General features: G+C 34.7%; 13 protein-coding genes, 2 tRNA genes and 1 rRNA gene. 12 read left to right on the forward strand and 4 right to left on the reverse strand.

Annotated features, from left to right (window positions below; genetic code table 11):
* Nucleotides 1-57 precede the first annotated feature (57 nt).
* Nucleotides 58-1,578, reverse strand: coding sequence for a helicase HerA-like domain-containing protein (locus tag C8C87_RS01650; RefSeq protein ID WP_121340899.1), 1,521 nt, complete (start codon nucleotides 1,576-1,578; stop codon nucleotides 58-60).
* A gap of 374 nt (nucleotides 1,579-1,952) precedes the next feature.
* Between C8C87_RS01650 and C8C87_RS01655 the strand changes: the two genes are divergently transcribed.
* The 7 genes from C8C87_RS01655 to C8C87_RS01690 all read left to right on the forward strand — a co-directional run bounded on the left by C8C87_RS01655 (nucleotide 1,953) and on the right by C8C87_RS01690 (nucleotide 8,544).
* On the forward strand, nucleotides 1,953-2,771 hold the full coding sequence (locus C8C87_RS01655) for a MotA/TolQ/ExbB proton channel family protein (protein ID WP_099713558.1): 819 nt from the start codon (nucleotides 1,953-1,955) through the stop codon (nucleotides 2,769-2,771).
* Between the two features lie 77 nt (nucleotides 2,772-2,848).
* A complete protein-coding gene (locus C8C87_RS01660; protein ID WP_099713557.1) occupies nucleotides 2,849-3,460 on the forward strand; it encodes a biopolymer transporter ExbD in 612 nt (203 codons plus the stop codon).
* An 18-nt stretch (nucleotides 3,461-3,478) separates the two neighbouring features.
* Nucleotides 3,479-4,024 carry a biopolymer transporter ExbD gene (locus tag C8C87_RS01665; RefSeq protein ID WP_099713556.1) on the forward strand — a complete coding sequence of 182 codons (546 nt, stop codon included), beginning with the start codon at nucleotides 3,479-3,481 and terminating at the stop codon, nucleotides 4,022-4,024.
* A gap of 39 nt (nucleotides 4,025-4,063) precedes the next feature.
* Entirely contained in the window at nucleotides 4,064-4,858 is a 795-nt protein-coding gene (locus C8C87_RS01670; RefSeq protein WP_099713555.1) for an energy transducer TonB, read from the forward strand.
* A 233-nt stretch (nucleotides 4,859-5,091) separates the two neighbouring features.
* On the forward strand, nucleotides 5,092-6,015 hold the full coding sequence (locus C8C87_RS01680) for a PstS family phosphate ABC transporter substrate-binding protein (RefSeq protein WP_099713553.1): 924 nt from the start codon (nucleotides 5,092-5,094) through the stop codon (nucleotides 6,013-6,015).
* Nucleotides 6,016-6,031: 16 nt separating this feature from the next.
* Nucleotides 6,032-7,699, forward strand: coding sequence for a tetratricopeptide repeat protein (locus C8C87_RS01685; RefSeq protein ID WP_099716194.1), 1,668 nt, complete (start codon nucleotides 6,032-6,034; stop codon nucleotides 7,697-7,699).
* A 212-nt stretch (nucleotides 7,700-7,911) separates the two neighbouring features.
* Nucleotides 7,912-8,544 (forward strand): 7-carboxy-7-deazaguanine synthase QueE, encoded by a 633-nt coding sequence (locus tag C8C87_RS01690; protein WP_099713552.1) that lies wholly within the window; start codon nucleotides 7,912-7,914, stop codon nucleotides 8,542-8,544.
* Between the two features lie 71 nt (nucleotides 8,545-8,615).
* Here the strand turns inward: C8C87_RS01690 and C8C87_RS01695 are convergent, their stop codons facing one another.
* Nucleotides 8,616-9,158, reverse strand: coding sequence for a YfiT family bacillithiol transferase (locus tag C8C87_RS01695; RefSeq protein WP_121340900.1), 543 nt, complete (start codon nucleotides 9,156-9,158; stop codon nucleotides 8,616-8,618).
* A 16-nt stretch (nucleotides 9,159-9,174) separates the two neighbouring features.
* Complete coding sequence (locus C8C87_RS01700; RefSeq protein ID WP_121340901.1) at nucleotides 9,175-9,891, reverse strand: bifunctional 2-polyprenyl-6-hydroxyphenol methylase/3-demethylubiquinol 3-O-methyltransferase UbiG; 717 nt, start codon at nucleotides 9,889-9,891, stop codon at nucleotides 9,175-9,177.
* A 92-nt stretch (nucleotides 9,892-9,983) separates the two neighbouring features.
* On the opposite strand from C8C87_RS01700, the gene C8C87_RS01705 reads away from it, so the two are divergent.
* A complete protein-coding gene (locus C8C87_RS01705; RefSeq protein WP_121343258.1) occupies nucleotides 9,984-10,478 on the forward strand; it encodes a YkgJ family cysteine cluster protein in 495 nt (164 codons plus the stop codon).
* Nucleotides 10,479-10,520: 42 nt separating this feature from the next.
* Here the strand turns inward: C8C87_RS01705 and C8C87_RS01710 are convergent, their stop codons facing one another.
* Nucleotides 10,521-11,738 (reverse strand): exo-beta-N-acetylmuramidase NamZ domain-containing protein, encoded by a 1,218-nt coding sequence (locus C8C87_RS01710; protein ID WP_121340902.1) that lies wholly within the window; start codon nucleotides 11,736-11,738, stop codon nucleotides 10,521-10,523.
* 112 nt (nucleotides 11,739-11,850) lie between these two features.
* Here C8C87_RS01710 and C8C87_RS01715 point away from each other — a divergent pair, with 112 nt between their 5' ends.
* From C8C87_RS01715 to C8C87_RS01730, 4 genes are all read left to right on the forward strand, one after another.
* Nucleotides 11,851-13,077, forward strand: a complete 1,227-nt coding sequence (locus C8C87_RS01715) for an ABC transporter permease (RefSeq protein ID WP_121340903.1) — start codon at nucleotides 11,851-11,853, stop codon at nucleotides 13,075-13,077.
* 1,048 nt (nucleotides 13,078-14,125) lie between these two features.
* A 16S ribosomal RNA gene (locus C8C87_RS01720) occupies nucleotides 14,126-15,639 on the forward strand.
* Nucleotides 15,640-15,762: 123 nt separating this feature from the next.
* A tRNA-Ile gene (locus C8C87_RS01725) sits at nucleotides 15,763-15,836 on the forward strand.
* A gap of 93 nt (nucleotides 15,837-15,929) precedes the next feature.
* Nucleotides 15,930-16,003 (forward strand) — tRNA-Ala (locus tag C8C87_RS01730).
* The last annotated feature ends 8 nt before the right edge of the window (nucleotides 16,004-16,011 follow it).

A 16,011-nucleotide genomic window follows, 5' to 3' on the forward strand; every position in this document is an offset into this window, starting at 1 on the left:
TGTTACTTTTTAAAATACCCTTTTAGAGTTTTAATTCTAAAAGGGTATTGGAGAATTTTATTTTTTAAACATTTTTGTCAAAACACCAAAAGCACCTCTAATAAAAGTAGCACTTGTCAATACTTTTAAAACGGATTTCCCTACTACACTTGCTGTACTAGGACCTTTAGCTTCTTCTTTTTCAGATGTTTTTTCCTGTTCTTGTTCTGCAGCTGCTTCTTCAATAACGGTAATTTTTTTATTTAGCATTTCATAAGCGCTTTCTCTGTCAATGAGTTCGCTGTATTTTTTTACCAGTTTAGATCTGTTATTGATTTCTTGAATTTCACTCTCAGTTAAAATATCCATTCTGCTCATAGGAGCACGCATCATTGTTGCTGCAAGTGGTGTTGGAATTCCCTTTTCATTCAGAGCAGTAACGAGTGCCTCTCCAATTCCTAAGCTAGTTAAAATTTCATCCGTTTTATAAAATTCAGATGTTGGATAATTATCAGCGGTTTGTTTGATGGCTTTTCGATCATTGGCAGTAAAAGCCCTTAAAGCATGTTGAATTTTTAAACCCAATTGTGCCAAAACACCACTTGGAATGTCCATTGGGTTTTGAGTGATGAAGTAAATCCCGATTCCCTTGGAGCGAATAAGCTTTACAATAGTCTCTATTTGTTCTAATAATGCTTTGCTGGCTTCATTGAAAATTAAATGAGCTTCATCAATAAAAATCACTAATTCTGGTTGGTCCGAATCTCCTTTTTCAGGCATTTGCTGATAGATTTCAGCCAATAAACTTAGCATGAATGTTGAAAATAATTTTGGTTTGTCTTGAATGTCAGTCAGTCTCAAAATGTTGATGTATCCTTTTCCGTTTTCATCAATGCGCATCAAATCGTCAACGTCAAAAGACATTTCTCCAAAAAATAGTTCAGCACCTTGTTGTTCTAATTCTATTATCTTTCTGAGGATGGTGCCTGTTGTTGAAGTGGAAATTTTGCCATAGCTTTCCTCAATTTCGTCTTTTCCTTCTTCGGTAATATAATTGATTACTTTTTTGATGTCTTTTAAATCCAATAAAGGCATTTTATTGTCATCACAATATTTGAAAATAACAGAAACGACTCCGGCTTGGGTATCATTTAAATTTAGGATTCGAGAAAATAAAACCGGTCCAAACTCAGAGATAGTTGCGCGAAGACGAACACCATTTTGTTCTGATAAACTCAATAATTCAACAGGAAAACTTGCCGTATTATAAGGGATGTTTATTTTAGCATGTCGTTCGGTAATAAATGCTTTCTCTTCTCCTTCTTTTGCAATACCACTAAAATCACCTTTTATATCCATCATCAATACAGGGATTCCAAAGGATGATAATTGTTCTGACAGTACTTGTATGGTTTTGGTTTTTCCGGTTCCGGTAGCCCCTGCAATTAATCCATGACGGTTTAATGTTTTTAGCGGTATTTTTACATGTGCATTGGGTAAAGCTTCTCCGTCTAATATGGCGCCGCCAAGAGTAATACTTTCTCCTTTAGAACTATATCCGTCTGTAATTTGTTGTATGAAATCTTCTTTTTTGCTCATAATAAGTTTAGATTTAAATCATTTGCAAGGTATTATTTTTTTTACAAAACCTGAAATTTTAGTGTATACTGCAGTTTTCCTGCTTTTTTATTGTTAATAATATAAAATATTAGTTTTGACTGAAGGGAGTTAGATATTAAAATATTGTGTTAATATATCATAAAAAAATACGTTATTTTTTGTAAAAGAGTAGATTTGTTTGAGTATTTTGATATAAATGCAAAGTAGTAAATTGCAAATGTGTTTTTGAAATAAATTTAATTATAATAAAATTAAAAAAAGTTTTTTTATTTAAACTAAAAATATAAATTTGCTCTACTACAAGTTTAATATAACTAAGATAATTTATTTAAAACTATTAAAATTAAAAAAAAATGGCAAACGTTAAAAAAGAAAAAGGTGCAAACGGAGGAGGAATGATTTCAGGAATCATTATTGTAGCATGTGTTTTTGTTGGATGGTTAATTTGGAATTTTATAATGGGTAATGGCGCTAATTTCGAAGGCGGTGTTAATACAGGTCACCCATTACCAGGAAATATGTTGGCAATGGTATACAAAGGAGGACCTATTGTACCAATTTTGTTAGGATGTCTTTTGATGGTGGTTGTTTTCTCATTTGAGCGTTATGCTGTAATCTCTAAAGCAGCTGGTACAGGAAATCTTGATAAATTCATGTCAAGTGTACAAAAAGATATTAAAGATGGTAATATTGAAGGAGCTATTGCTTCATGTGACAAACAAAAAGGTTCTGTTGCAAATCCAATAAAATCAGCTTTATTGAAATACCAAGAAGTTAAAAACGAAGGTTTAGATAGCGAAGCTGCAGCTGAAACTATTCACAAAGAAATAGAAGAGGTTACTTCATTAGAAATGCCAATGTTAGAAAAACATATGACTATTCTTTCTACAATGGTATCATTAGGTACACTTGCTGGTTTGTTAGGAACAGTTACAGGTATGATTAAAGCATTTAGTGCTTTATCTGCTGCAGGTACTCCGGATCAAGCTGCTCTTGCAAATGGTATTTCTGAGGCATTGATTAATACTGCTACAGGAATTTCTACTTCAGCTTTAGCAATTATTGCTTACAACTTTTTTACTTCTAAAATTGATACTTTGACTTACTCTATTGATGAGGCAGGTAATACAATTGTAAATACTTACAGACACTACAGAAGTACAAAAAAATAATTAATAATTTAATTTGCAAGGAAATAGTAATCTGAAAAACAGATTCTATTTTCTTGTAAGTATAAAAAAATATATTAATGGCTATAAAAATGAAGAAAAAAGCAGGGTCTACGGACATGACTGCTATGTGTGATGTGGCCTTTCTATTGTTGTCTTTCTTTGTAATGACAGCAACAGCTAAGATACCTGAGGCATTGCCAGTTGATACGCCTGCATCGCAAGTTCAATCTAAGTTGCCAGATGATAATTTAGCTACTATAACTGTAGGAAAAGGAAAAGTTTTCTTTGACTTAAAGGGTAGAGAAGTTAGAAAAAAGGCACTTGAGTTAATGGGACAAAAATACGGTGTTGAATTTACGGAAGAAGAATCTGCTAAGTTTGCTTTAATGGAAGGTATTGGAGTTCCAATTACTAGTCTGAAGCAATTGATTGCAATGAAAACAGGGGATAGAAGTAAGCCAGGTTTACAGCCAGGTGTTCCTAAAGATTCATTGAATAATCAATTACATGAATGGATTTACAATTCTCGTATTGCAAATATTGATGTTAATGATAAAGAATTGCAAATTGCTATAAAAGGTGATGCAAAAGAAGAGTATCCAGCGATTAAACGCGTTATGGATATTTTACAAGATCAGAAAATCAATAACTTCAACCTTGTTACTGGTTTGAGAGCAACAGAAAAATAACTAAAAAAATACACTAAAATGGCTGAATTAAATACCGGCGACGGAGATGGCAAAAAAGGTGGAAAAGTAAGAAGTAAAAAAGCTAACTCAAAAGTAGATTTAACTGCTATGGTGGATTTGGCATTCTTATTGATTACGTTCTTTATGCTTACGACTACGTTGTCTAAACCACAATCGATGCCTTTGGGTTTGCCTGATAAAGAAGATGATCCTACTGATAAACCAATCAAGGTTGATGAAAATCGTACATTAACGGTTTTATTAGGAGACAATGATAAGATGGTTTATTACATGGGTTTATTAGCAACTCCAATTGCTGGTCCTAAAGATATTTCTTATGGTAAAGAGGGTATTCGTAAAGAATTATTGAAAAGAAAACAATCAGTAGTTGAATACACTGGGAACAAAGACAAAGGTTTAATAGTAATTATCAAACCAAGTAAAAAATCAAATTACCGTAATTTAGTAGACATACTAGATGAGATGGCTATTGTAGGCGTACCTTCAAATGCAATTGTAAATGATTTTTCTCCAGAAGAACTAAAATTGTTAGAAGGTAAATAAGATTTTAGCATTTACTCTATAACCTAATAATTAAGAAAAATGAAATTAGATATATTCACAAACCAATGGCTTGATATTGTATTCGAAGGTCGTAATAAAGCTTATGGAGCTTACGAACTAAGAAAAACAAATAACAAGACTACTGTTAGAGCACTTATCTTTGGTGCAATTGTTTTTGCTCTAGCTGTTAGTATGCCACTTATTTTAAGCTTACTACCAGATTCTTCGGAAGGTGATGATACTTTAGATACTAAAATTGTTAGTATCAAATTGCCACCCAAGGAAGAAGTAAAAAAAGATGTTCCACCACCGCCACCACCGCCACCAAAAGTGGATCAAGTAAAATTTGTTAAACCAGTGGTTGCAAAAGCGGAAGAAGTGACAGAAGAACCACCTAAAACTGTCGAAATTAAAGACAAAAAATTAGGTGATGAAACTATAAAAGGAGATCCAGATGCTGTTTTAACAGTTGAGCCGGTTGGTACTGGAACTGCAGCTGTAGTTGAAGAGGTTGATAACCAAATTTATAACACTGCTGGTATTGAGGTTAAGCCTGATTTCCCAGGAGGAATCGATAAATTTTACAAATTTGTTGGTAATAACTATCAAACTCCAGAAGAAGAAGGATTAAAAGGTAAAGTTTACGTTACTTTTGTTGTTGAAAAAGACGGTTCTTTGACTGATATTAAAGTAATTAGAGATATCGGTTATGGAACAGGAAAAGAAGCCATCCGTGTTTTGAAAAAATGTCCTAAATGGACACCGGGTGAGCAAAATGGTAAAAAAGTAAGAGTACTTTATTCTCTTCCAATTACTATTCAATCTGCAGAATAATGTTAAATAACATACTTAATAATATTAAGAAGAAATCGCTTAAAGAGCGATTTCTTCTTGTTTTAGGAATTTTGTTTTTTCTAGTTTACCTTGTTTTAGGTTTATTTATTATCTTTATGAAGAATTTCCCCCTAGCAATGGAGCCTACTTATAGAGTTGCTTTTGGGGCTTTACTTATTGTATATGCTTCTTTTAGATTCTTTCGAATTATTAATGATAATAATAACTAGATCATGAAAAATTATTCTAAACTTCCGTATTTTATATTGTTTTCAATAGTGATATTGGTGTTTGCGTGTAATCAAGCTACTAATAAAAAAGACAAAGAAACAATACTGAAAGGTTCAACCACAATTTATGTAGATGAAACTTTAGCTCCTATTATTGAAGATCAAGTAGCCGTATTTGAAAATGAATATAAAGCTAAAATAAAACTTGTTTCCAAATCTGAATCTGAAACGGTTAATTCTTTATTTAATGAAAAAGCTGCTATAGCTATTTTATCCAGAAGTTTGACAACTGAAGAAGAGAAGATTTTTAAACAAAGAAAAATTAATCCTAAAATAACTATTTTCGCTACCGATGCTGTAGCTTTTATCTCTAATAAAAGCAATAAAGATACTCTTGTAGCGTTAAATGATGTTATTAGTTTTATGCAAGGCAAGCCTGTAGCATCAATCAAAGGATTAGTTTTTGATAACCTTAACTCAAGTACAGTACGTTACATGAATTCTTTGGCTGGTATAAAAGCCATACCTGAAAAAGGTGTCTTCTCATTTAAATCTAATGATGAAGTTATAAAATATGTTTCAGAAAATGAGGGTATGATTGGTGTAGTGGGAGTTAATTGGCTTTCACAACCATTACCAGCAATGCAAAAATATGTTGATAATGTTACTACTTTAGGTGTTAAAGGTCTTAAAGGTGATAACTATTATATCCCGTCACAAAATAATATAGCAGAAGGGAAATATCCTTTGGCACGTGATTTGTATATAATCAATTGTCAAGGTTTTTCTGGATTAGGAATGGGCTTCGCCTCATTTGTTGCTGGAGATGTCGGACAAAGAATAATTTTAAAATCTGGATTGTTGCCGGTTCGTATTCCCACAAGGAAGTTTACGATAATTGGTAAAGACCAAAATGATAAAAAATAAATTAACTACAATTAAAATGAATAAATTAAAATTTTTTAGTGTTGCATTGTTGGCTTCCGCTTTTGCGAGTCAAGCACAAGATATTAATCAGGCAAAAAAGGCTATCGATGCAGAGCAATTTGAAAGTGCTAAATCGATATTAAAATCGATTATCAAAGCAAAACCAAGTAATGGTGCAGCTTTCTTTACTTTAGGGAATGTATATCTTACTCAAAGTGTAGAGGATTCTGCTAAAATTTATTTTCAAAATGGATTAAATACATCTGAAGGAGCTAAATTGAATTATATTGGTTTAGGTCAAATGGATTTAGATAAAAATGATGTGACTGGAGCACAAGCTAAATTTGCTTTGGCTACAAAAGACATCAAAAAGAAAGACGTACAAGAGTATGTTTATATAGCAAGAGCTTACATGAATGTTGCTAAACCGGATTATAAAAGTGCAATTGCAATTTTGAACCGTGCTGTGATAAACAATCCACAAGATGCGCAATTACAACTAGCATTAGGAGACGCTTATTATGGTGATGGCAAACAAAATGAAGCTTATGTTGCTTATAGAAGTGCTTTTCAAGCAGATAATACTTTGCTGAGAGCTAAAATGCAATTGGGTGTTTTGTTGAAAGGTGCTAAATCTTACGACGAAGCTTTGAAAGCTTATAATGAAGTTATTGCTATAAATCCTAATTATGGACCAGTTTATAGAGAATTAGCTGAAACATATTATAAAATAGCACGTAACAAACCTTCTCAAGCTGCTGCAAACTATAAAACAGCGATAGGATATTATGATAAATATATGTCATTAACGGATTATTCTATTCACTCAAGAATGCGTCGTGCTGATTTCCTTATCTTGGTAGAGGATTATGCTGCTCTTGAAGTAGAAGCTAATAAGATGATTGAATTAGATAAAGTTAATCCAAGAATCTATCGTTATTTAGGATATGCTGCTTATAAAAACGGAAATGTTGATGTAGCTATCAAATCTTTGGAAAGCTTTATAGCAGCTCCAGGAAATAAAGCTATCGCTCTAGATTATTTATATTTAGGTTTAACCAAAATTAAAAAAGGAACTAGCGCTGATGGATTAGCAATTGACGCAACAGCTTTTAATGCTGGATTAGTAGATATTAAAAAGGCAGTTGAAATGGAGCCTTTGGCAGTTCAAGATTTAAGTGAAGTTGGTAAAAAATTATTTACGCAAAAACTATATAAAGAAGCAGCTTCAATTTTTGAATTTGGTGCTAATATTGCAGATTCTAAAACGTATCTTGATGATAATGTTTATTATGGTTTATCAAATTATTATGCTAATAATAGTAAAGATGTAAAACCAGATGTTATTGCTTTACAAAAAGCAGATGCTGCTTTCGAAAGAGTATTAGTGGCATCGCCAACATATCATGAAGCTTATCTTTACAGAGCAAGAACGAATAGATTGCTTGATAAAGATGATGTTATGACTAAAAATTATGAGGATTATGTAGCTAAAGTTACTGCTTTAGGTGCTGAAGAAACAGCAAAACCTGCTGTAAAAGCTAAAATTATTGAGTCATACAATAACATCGCTGCTAATTATGCTAATACAGATAAAGCTAAAGCGATCGAATATTTCAGAAAAACATTAGCGCTTGATCCGGCTAATGCTTATGCAACTGAATCATTGAAAACATTGAAATAAGATGCTTGTTTCTTACTTAATAAACCGATAGTTTTTTAACTATCGGTTTTTTTTTTAATTGTATTTTGAAATTTTAATTTTATCAATTGTATTGAATTTTTTTAGAATCATTATGAACCGTAAATTTCTGTTTTTAAAGTTTATTGTTTTAGTTTCTGTTTTCAAATTAACTCATTTTCAAATTAACTATCTTTGCACTTTAAAATAAAATAATGTTATCAAAAGAAATACAATTAGAAGTTAATAAAGGTGCCATGCTTCCGTTAATGGAAGAATTCTATACTATACAAGGAGAAGGATTTCATACTGGGACAGCTGCATACTTTATTAGAATTGGCGGATGTGATGTGGGTTGCCATTGGTGTGATGTTAAGGAAAGCTGGAATGCAGAATTACATCCTCCAACAGGTGTAGATTTAATAGTTACTAATGCAAGTAAATACTCAGAGACTGTTGTTGTTACTGGTGGTGAGCCTTTGATGTGGGATATGACTTTGCTGACGCAAAAGCTAAAAGAAAATAATAGAAAAGTTCATATTGAAACTTCAGGAGCATATCCGCTTACTGGAAATTGGGATTGGATTTGTCTGTCTCCAAAGAAAAATAAATTACCAACACAAACGGTTTATGATAATGCACATGAGTTGAAAGTTATCATTTATAATAAACACGATTTTATTTTTGCTGAAGAGCAAGCTGAAAAAGTGAATAGTAATGCCATTCTGTTTTTACAACCTGAATGGAGTAAAAAAGAAGAAATGACTCCGCTGATTGTAGATTATGTGATGAACAATCCAAAATGGCGTGTTTCTTTACAGACCCATAAATATTTGAATATTCCTTAAAATTTAAAAATCCCAAATGCAAACTGTATTTGGGATTTTTTATCAATGGTAAAAATGGTTTTAACGTTCAATTACCAACCTTTTTTTTCTTTTAATGCTGTGATATGTGCTAAGTGGTGATTTCCATGCCAGGCATAAGTTGCAATTATTTCCTTCAATTGAAATGCTGCGTTATGCTCAGGATGAATAAAGGATTTTTCTAAATCGGATTCTGATAGGCTATTCATTAAATATGCCAAACGAAAGTGTAAACCTTCCAGAAATGAAAGTGTAGGCTGTATAGGCATTGTCAAATTATCATGTAATTCAGCCCAACGGTCTTCATGATAGAATTTTATTGTTGGATTATCCTCGGTCAGCGTCCATTTGATTCTAATAAAACAATTTAAGTGACTATCGGCACAATGATGAATTACTTGACGAATAGTCCAGCCATCTTTTCGATACGGTGTTTCTAGTTGCTCCTCGGTTAAATGAATCACTTCTTTTTTCAATCGTTCAGGGAAACTGGCGATTTCTGCTATTTTATTAGTTAGATATTCGCTGGAATAGCTTTCAGGGACTATAAATTTCCCAATAGGATAACGTAATTTTTCTAATGCTGTATTTTCCATGCTAAAATGTGTTCTTTTAAATTGAAAGTTTGGCTAAATAATCATAATGTTCCCCTTCAAGAATTAACTCGCTTTGTAATCCATTGGCGAAAGCCGCATTTTGCAAAGTGTTATAATCTAAATAAAGCCAAGGGAATTCGTCTTCTTTTTCGTTTTTATAACGTATTGTAAAAGTCAATTCGCCATAATATCCATTACTTGGAATCCATTTTCCGCCATCTTCGTCATTATCAAACATATAAATTATATCCGAAGAATCAATTAGAATTTGTCCGTTTGGGTTTAGCAAACTTCTTAGTTTCTGTAAAAATGTAGTGGTTTCTTTTAGTGTTCCAAAAATGCCGGTACCATTCATTAATAATAAAATGGTGTCAAATTTATTTTCAGGATTGTTAGGGTCCATTTCAAGAATATTTTGAACTTGAACATTTTTCAAACCGCGTAATTTACAGGCTTCAATTGCATTTTTAGAAATATCAATCGAGTGAACGTCAAGATTTCTTTCGTTTTGTAGATACAAACTATGACTTCCGGCGCCACAACCAACATCCAAAACTCTTCCCTTCGCAAGTTGTAAAGCTTTCTGCTCTAGTTTTGGCATTTCGTCATAGGAACGAAATAGATATTCAACACTCATTTCATCTTCTTCGGAAATGGAGGTTTCCGTTATTAAATCTTCCGGGAAATTATTAGTTTGAAAATCGAGTATGGCTTTGCCAAAAAGGTCTTTCATTGTAGTTGATGTGTTAATTTGATGATTTGTTGGTTTGTTTTAAGTAATTTCGCGGAATGTTTTATCGAATAACCGAAAAAACAAATCTACGAATGAACACTATTTTAAACAATCTTCCTAAAGAAGCCAAAGATAAGCATATCGAAAACAAAAAGTATTTCGATAAGCTGAAAAAGAAGACACCAAAGAATTTGGATTACGTGATGCAAGATTTGCATGATGCTGAATTCAAGAAAACGGATTGTTTAACGTGTGCTAATTGTTGTAAAACGACTGGACCATTATTTACGGATGCGGATATTGAGCGTGTTTCAAAATATCTTAGACAAAAACCACAACAGTTTATCGAGCAATATCTTCGTATTGACGAAGACAGAGATTATGTGTTACAAAGTGTGCCGTGTACTTTTCTGGATAATGAAAATGCATGTATGATTTATGATGTTCGTCCAAAAGCATGTAGAGAATTTCCACATACGGATAGAAAAAAGTTTCAACAAATCACGGATTTAACGTTGAAAAACGTAGCTATTTGTCCGGCAGCTTTTAATATTGTAGAGGAAATGAAGAAGAAATTGCCCTTGTAACTAAGTATTAGCAAGTCTTGCTTCTTGTTTCTTTATTTCTTTTTAATATATCAAATATTTCAATCTCATTTCTTTAAAATCGATTAGCCCTTTTTTCCAGCTTTCTCTGATTTTATCTTCCGAAGTCCCAGCTTCTATTTGTTCTTGTAATTTTTTAGTTCCTGCGAGTTTGGTAAAAAAGGGATTGAAGAATTTAGATTTGTCCGTTGTAGTTTGATAGGCTTTAATCAACCATTTTAATTCCAGTCGATTTACTTTTTTAGCTGTAGATAAATCTTCTCCGTAACATTCGATACCATTGTAAACTGGTTTTTGTGCGCCAAAATTTGGTTTAGGAATAAAATTAAAGTCACTTTTAGGTAAATAAGGAGAGCCATAAATCTGAAATTGTTTTTCAGTTCCCCTTCCCACACTCACATTTGTACCTTCAAAAAGACACAAACTCGCATAAAGATTTACGGCTTGATCGTTGGGAAGATTCGGTGAAGGTTTTACAGGTAAACTATAATTCATTTTTCTATTGTAATTAATACAAGGAATAACGGTCAATTTGCATTGCACTTCATTCTTTAACCATTTTTCACCGTTTATCATTTGCGCATATTCGCCAATTGTCATTCCGTGAAGCAAAGGGATTGGATGCATTCCCACAAAACTGGTATATGCAGTTTCAAGAATTGGCCCGTCTACAATACTTACGTTAGGATTTGGTCGGTCTAGAATTAAAAGCGGGATATTATTTTCGGCACAGGCTTCCATGATATAATGTAACGAAGAAATATAAGTATAAAATCGCGCGCCTACATCTTGCAAATCAAAAACCATAATGTCAATTCCGGCTAGTTGTTCTGGTTTCGGTTTTTTGTTATCGCCATAAAGCGAAATAATTGAAAGTCCAGTTTTAGAATCTTTCCCATCAACCACATGTTCGCCTGCATCTGCAGTTCCACGAAAACCATGTTCTGGTGCAAATATTTTTTGGATAGCAATGTTTTTTTCTAATAGATAATCTACTAAATGTGTTTTATTGGATAGAATTCCGGTTTGATTAGTGACAACACCAATTTTCTTATCCTTTAATAATGGTAAATAATGGTTGTAATTATCAGCTCCAGTCTTTATTTCGATAGTTAGGTTGTTTTTAGTTTTTTCTAAAGTTGGTTTTATATTTTCGCTGTCATTTGTTTTCCTTGCAGAACAGGAAGTTGAAATGATTGTTAAAAATACAAAACTAACCGATATTCTTAAAAATGGAATCATATAGTGGTTCAAATAAAATTAATGCCAATTAGTGTAATTCGTGTTTTAGCTGTATTTTTGGCTTTAGCAACGCAAACTGGCGAAGCAAATCCAAATTAGAAAAGCAATTAAATTGAATTTAGAATATTTCATCGCCAAACGACTTATAACCGCTAAAGATTATAAAAGTAGCATATCTGCGCCAATTATAAAAATTGCAATCTCGGCAATTGCCATTGGTATGATTATGATGATTGTTTCAGTAGCAACTGGAATTGGACTACAGCAAAAAATTCGAGAGAAAGTTTCGGCTTTCAATGGACATATCATTATTTCGAATTACGACAACAATCAATCCGAAGTTACGCTCACACCCATTTCTAAAAAACAAGATTTTTATCCAAAGTTTACATCTGTTCCAGGAGTTGAGCATATTCAGGCTATTGCCAGTAAAGCCGGAATTATTAGAACCGAAACTGCTTTCGAGGGAATTATTTTCAAAGGAGTAGGAAATGATTATAAATGGGATAATATAAAGGAATACATTGTTCAAGGTAAAATTCCAAATGTCAATGGTAATTTAAATGAAGAAGTTGTGATTTCTGAGTTTATAGCAAATAGATTGAATTTGAAAGTAGGTGATGCATTTAATACTTTTTTTATGAAAGAGAATGGGTATAACTTGAGGAATTTTGATGTTGTTGGGATTTTTAATTCTGGTTTTCAAGAATTCGACGCTACCTATATAATTGGAGATATTCGTCACATGCAGCGTATCAATAAATGGGCGCCAGATCAAATAGGTGCTTTCGAAGTCTTTGTTGACGATTTTGATACTATAGAAGCTACGGGAGAACAAGTATATGCGCAAACATCATCAACATTAGACAGTAAAACTATAATCGAGAAGTACAGCTACATATTCGAATGGCTTCAACTATTTGATTTCAACATCATCGTTATATTAGTAGTCATGATTCTTGTTGCTACAATCAATATGGTAGTAGCGTTATTAGTGCTTATTCTCGAGCGAACGCAAATGATAGGAATCCTAAAAGCATTAGGGGCCAATAATTGGTCAGTCCGAAAAATATTTCTCTACAACGCCTTCTACCTTATAGTAAGAGGACTCTTCTGGGGGAATCTAATAGGTATTTCATTATTGTTAATCCAACAACAATTTGGGATAATTCAACTTCCTCCTGAGAATTATTACGTCAATCAAGCGCCAGTATACTTAAATTGGGGATACATACTTTTATTAAATCTGCTTACGGTGACCGTTTGTTTCCTGGTATTATTAATTCCTTCCTATATAATAACCAAAATATCACCAGTGAAAGCCATACGTTTCGATTAGGAAATTCTTTTTGGCGTTCCACCTTAATATAAAGAAAGGCGATTCTCTTAGTGGAGAGTCGCCTTTCTTTATATTAAGGAGTCGGGCTATGTGCTACAAGTCCTCGTCCCGCCAAAAAAGGCGAGACTGTGGGCTTTTCGCTGCTATCCCTAACGCGAACTTTGGTTAAGTAGAGCTTTTTGTCGTTTTGATGTGTATTTTGGGACCTTATATATAGGATAGAATGGGAAAGAGAAGTTTGTTACTATATAAGGTAAGAGACAAAATATTTAACCTGTTGTGTTCTTTTGTAGGTATTCTGGCAAGTGGAGCTGTTTTTTAGTGCACAAATTGAAGCTGTCAGCCGTATAAAAGGCAATAAAGCTAGAATTTCCCAAGATTTTATAAAGAAGGGAGAGGCAGTTGAAAGTTGCCCATCTTTATTGGAATAGGAGGTTTTGATTTGAAATCCCATTCATCGGGAGTTAAAAGGCAGTTTATCATAAAAAACTTTACTATTCAAGAATCATGTTTTCAGCGAGTTAAAGGATAGGTTAAGAAAACATGAAAAAAAAGGTTTAAAAAAGCTTGTAAAAGCGAATAAAGGTGCTACTTTTGCACCCGCAATGACGCAGACGTTCTTTAGAATACTGACAAGTAAACTGGATTGAGAGAGGGAATTTATTTTCAAAAAAAGATTCAGAAAAGCTTGTGAGATTAGAAAGAGTTTATTACATTTGCACCCCGCAAAACGCGCAAAGTTCCTTGACAAGCTGATAAGAAAACGGTAGTAAAACGGAGATAAAAATTTCCAAAAAAAACTTCAAAATTTTCTTGCCAGTTAAAAAAGAAGTTGTACTTTTGCACCCGCTTCGAGAAACACTTTAAGTAGTGTTAACGAAGGGAAAAACAAAGAAGAACACGTTCCTAGACATATTGAATTGACAGCCGTTTTGAAAGAGATTTCAAAACAAAAGAATGAGAGTAATAGAATCGAGAGATTTGAAAAAACCACTAGAATTTAGTCGAATAAACAAAGAGAGAAGATTTATCTGATCTCACACAATATACGATGAAGAGTTTGATCCTGGCTCAGGATGAACGCTAGCGGCAGGCTTAACACATGCAAGTCGAGGGGTATAGTTCTTCGGAACTAGAGACCGGCGCACGGGTGCGTAACGCGTATGCAATCTACCTTTCACAGAGGGATAGCCCAGAGAAATTTGGATTAATACCTCATAGTATTATAGAGTGGCATCACTTTATAATTAAAGTCACAACGGTGAAAGATGAGCATGCGTCCCATTAGCTAGTTGGTAAGGTAACGGCTTACCAAGGCAACGATGGGTAGGGGTCCTGAGAGGGAGATCCCCCACACTGGTACTGAGACACGGACCAGACTCCTACGGGAGGCAGCAGTGAGGAATATTGGACAATGGGCGCAAGCCTGATCCAGCCATGCCGCGTGCAGGATGACGGTCCTATGGATTGTAAACTGCTTTTGTACAGGAAGAAACACTGGTTCGTGAACCAGCTTGACGGTACTGTAAGAATAAGGATCGGCTAACTCCGTGCCAGCAGCCGCGGTAATACGGAGGATCCAAGCGTTATCCGGAATCATTGGGTTTAAAGGGTCCGTAGGCGGTTTAGTAAGTCAGTGGTGAAAGCCCATCGCTCAACGGTGGAACGGCCATTGATACTGCTAAACTTGAATTATTAGGAAGTAACTAGAATATGTAGTGTAGCGGTGAAATGCTTAGAGATTACATGGAATACCAATTGCGAAGGCAGGTTACTACTAATGGATTGACGCTGATGGACGAAAGCGTGGGTAGCGAACAGGATTAGATACCCTGGTAGTCCACGCCGTAAACGATGGATACTAGCTGTTGGAAGCAATTTCAGTGGCTAAGCGAAAGTGATAAGTATCCCACCTGGGGAGTACGTTCGCAAGAATGAAACTCAAAGGAATTGACGGGGGCCCGCACAAGCGGTGGAGCATGTGGTTTAATTCGATGATACGCGAGGAACCTTACCAAGGCTTAAATGTAGATTGACCGGTTTGGAAACAGACTTTTCGCAAGACAATTTACAAGGTGCTGCATGGTTGTCGTCAGCTCGTGCCGTGAGGTGTCAGGTTAAGTCCTATAACGAGCGCAACCCCTGTTGTTAGTTGCCAGCGAGTCATGTCGGGAACTCTAACGAGACTGCCAGTGCAAACTGAGAGGAAGGTGGGGATGACGTCAAATCATCACGGCCCTTACGCCTTGGGCTACACACGTGCTACAATGGCCGGTACAGAGAGCAGCCACTGGGTGACCAGGAGCGAATCTATAAAACCGGTCACAGTTCGGATCGGAGTCTGCAACTCGACTCCGTGAAGCTGGAATCGCTAGTAATCGGATATCAGCCATGATCCGGTGAATACGTTCCCGGGCCTTGTACACACCGCCCGTCAAGCCATGGAAGCTGGGGGTGCCTGAAGTCGGTGACCGCAAGGAGCTGCCTAGGGTAAAACTGGTAACTAGGGCTAAGTCGTAACAAGGTAGCCGTACCGGAAGGTGCGGCTGGAACACCTCCTTTCTAGAGCTTTAGTGTTAGCTATATGCACGCTAAAGAAAGAAGACGAAAGTTCAAGTTGGAAACAAATCCCAACGTTTTATTACTCTTGCTGTTAGTTCAAATAATACCATTTAAGAATAAGAGTGTCTCGTAGCTCAGCTGGTTAGAGTACTACACTGATAATGTAGGGGTCGACAGTTCGAGTCTGTCCGAGACAACTATTTAAAGCTTAAATAAAAGAAGAAATTCTAGAGTTGAGGAGTTATGAAATATAAATTCATAATTCATAATTCACAATTCATAATTAGATTGGGGGATTAGCTCAGCTGGCTAGAGCGCCTGCCTTGCACGCAGGAGGTCAACGGTTCGACTCCGTTATTCTCCACTATTCGA

It is taken from the genome of Flavobacterium sp. 120, from assembly GCF_003633605.1.
GTDB classification, from domain to species: Bacteria; Bacteroidota; Bacteroidia; order Flavobacteriales; family Flavobacteriaceae; genus Flavobacterium; species Flavobacterium algoritolerans.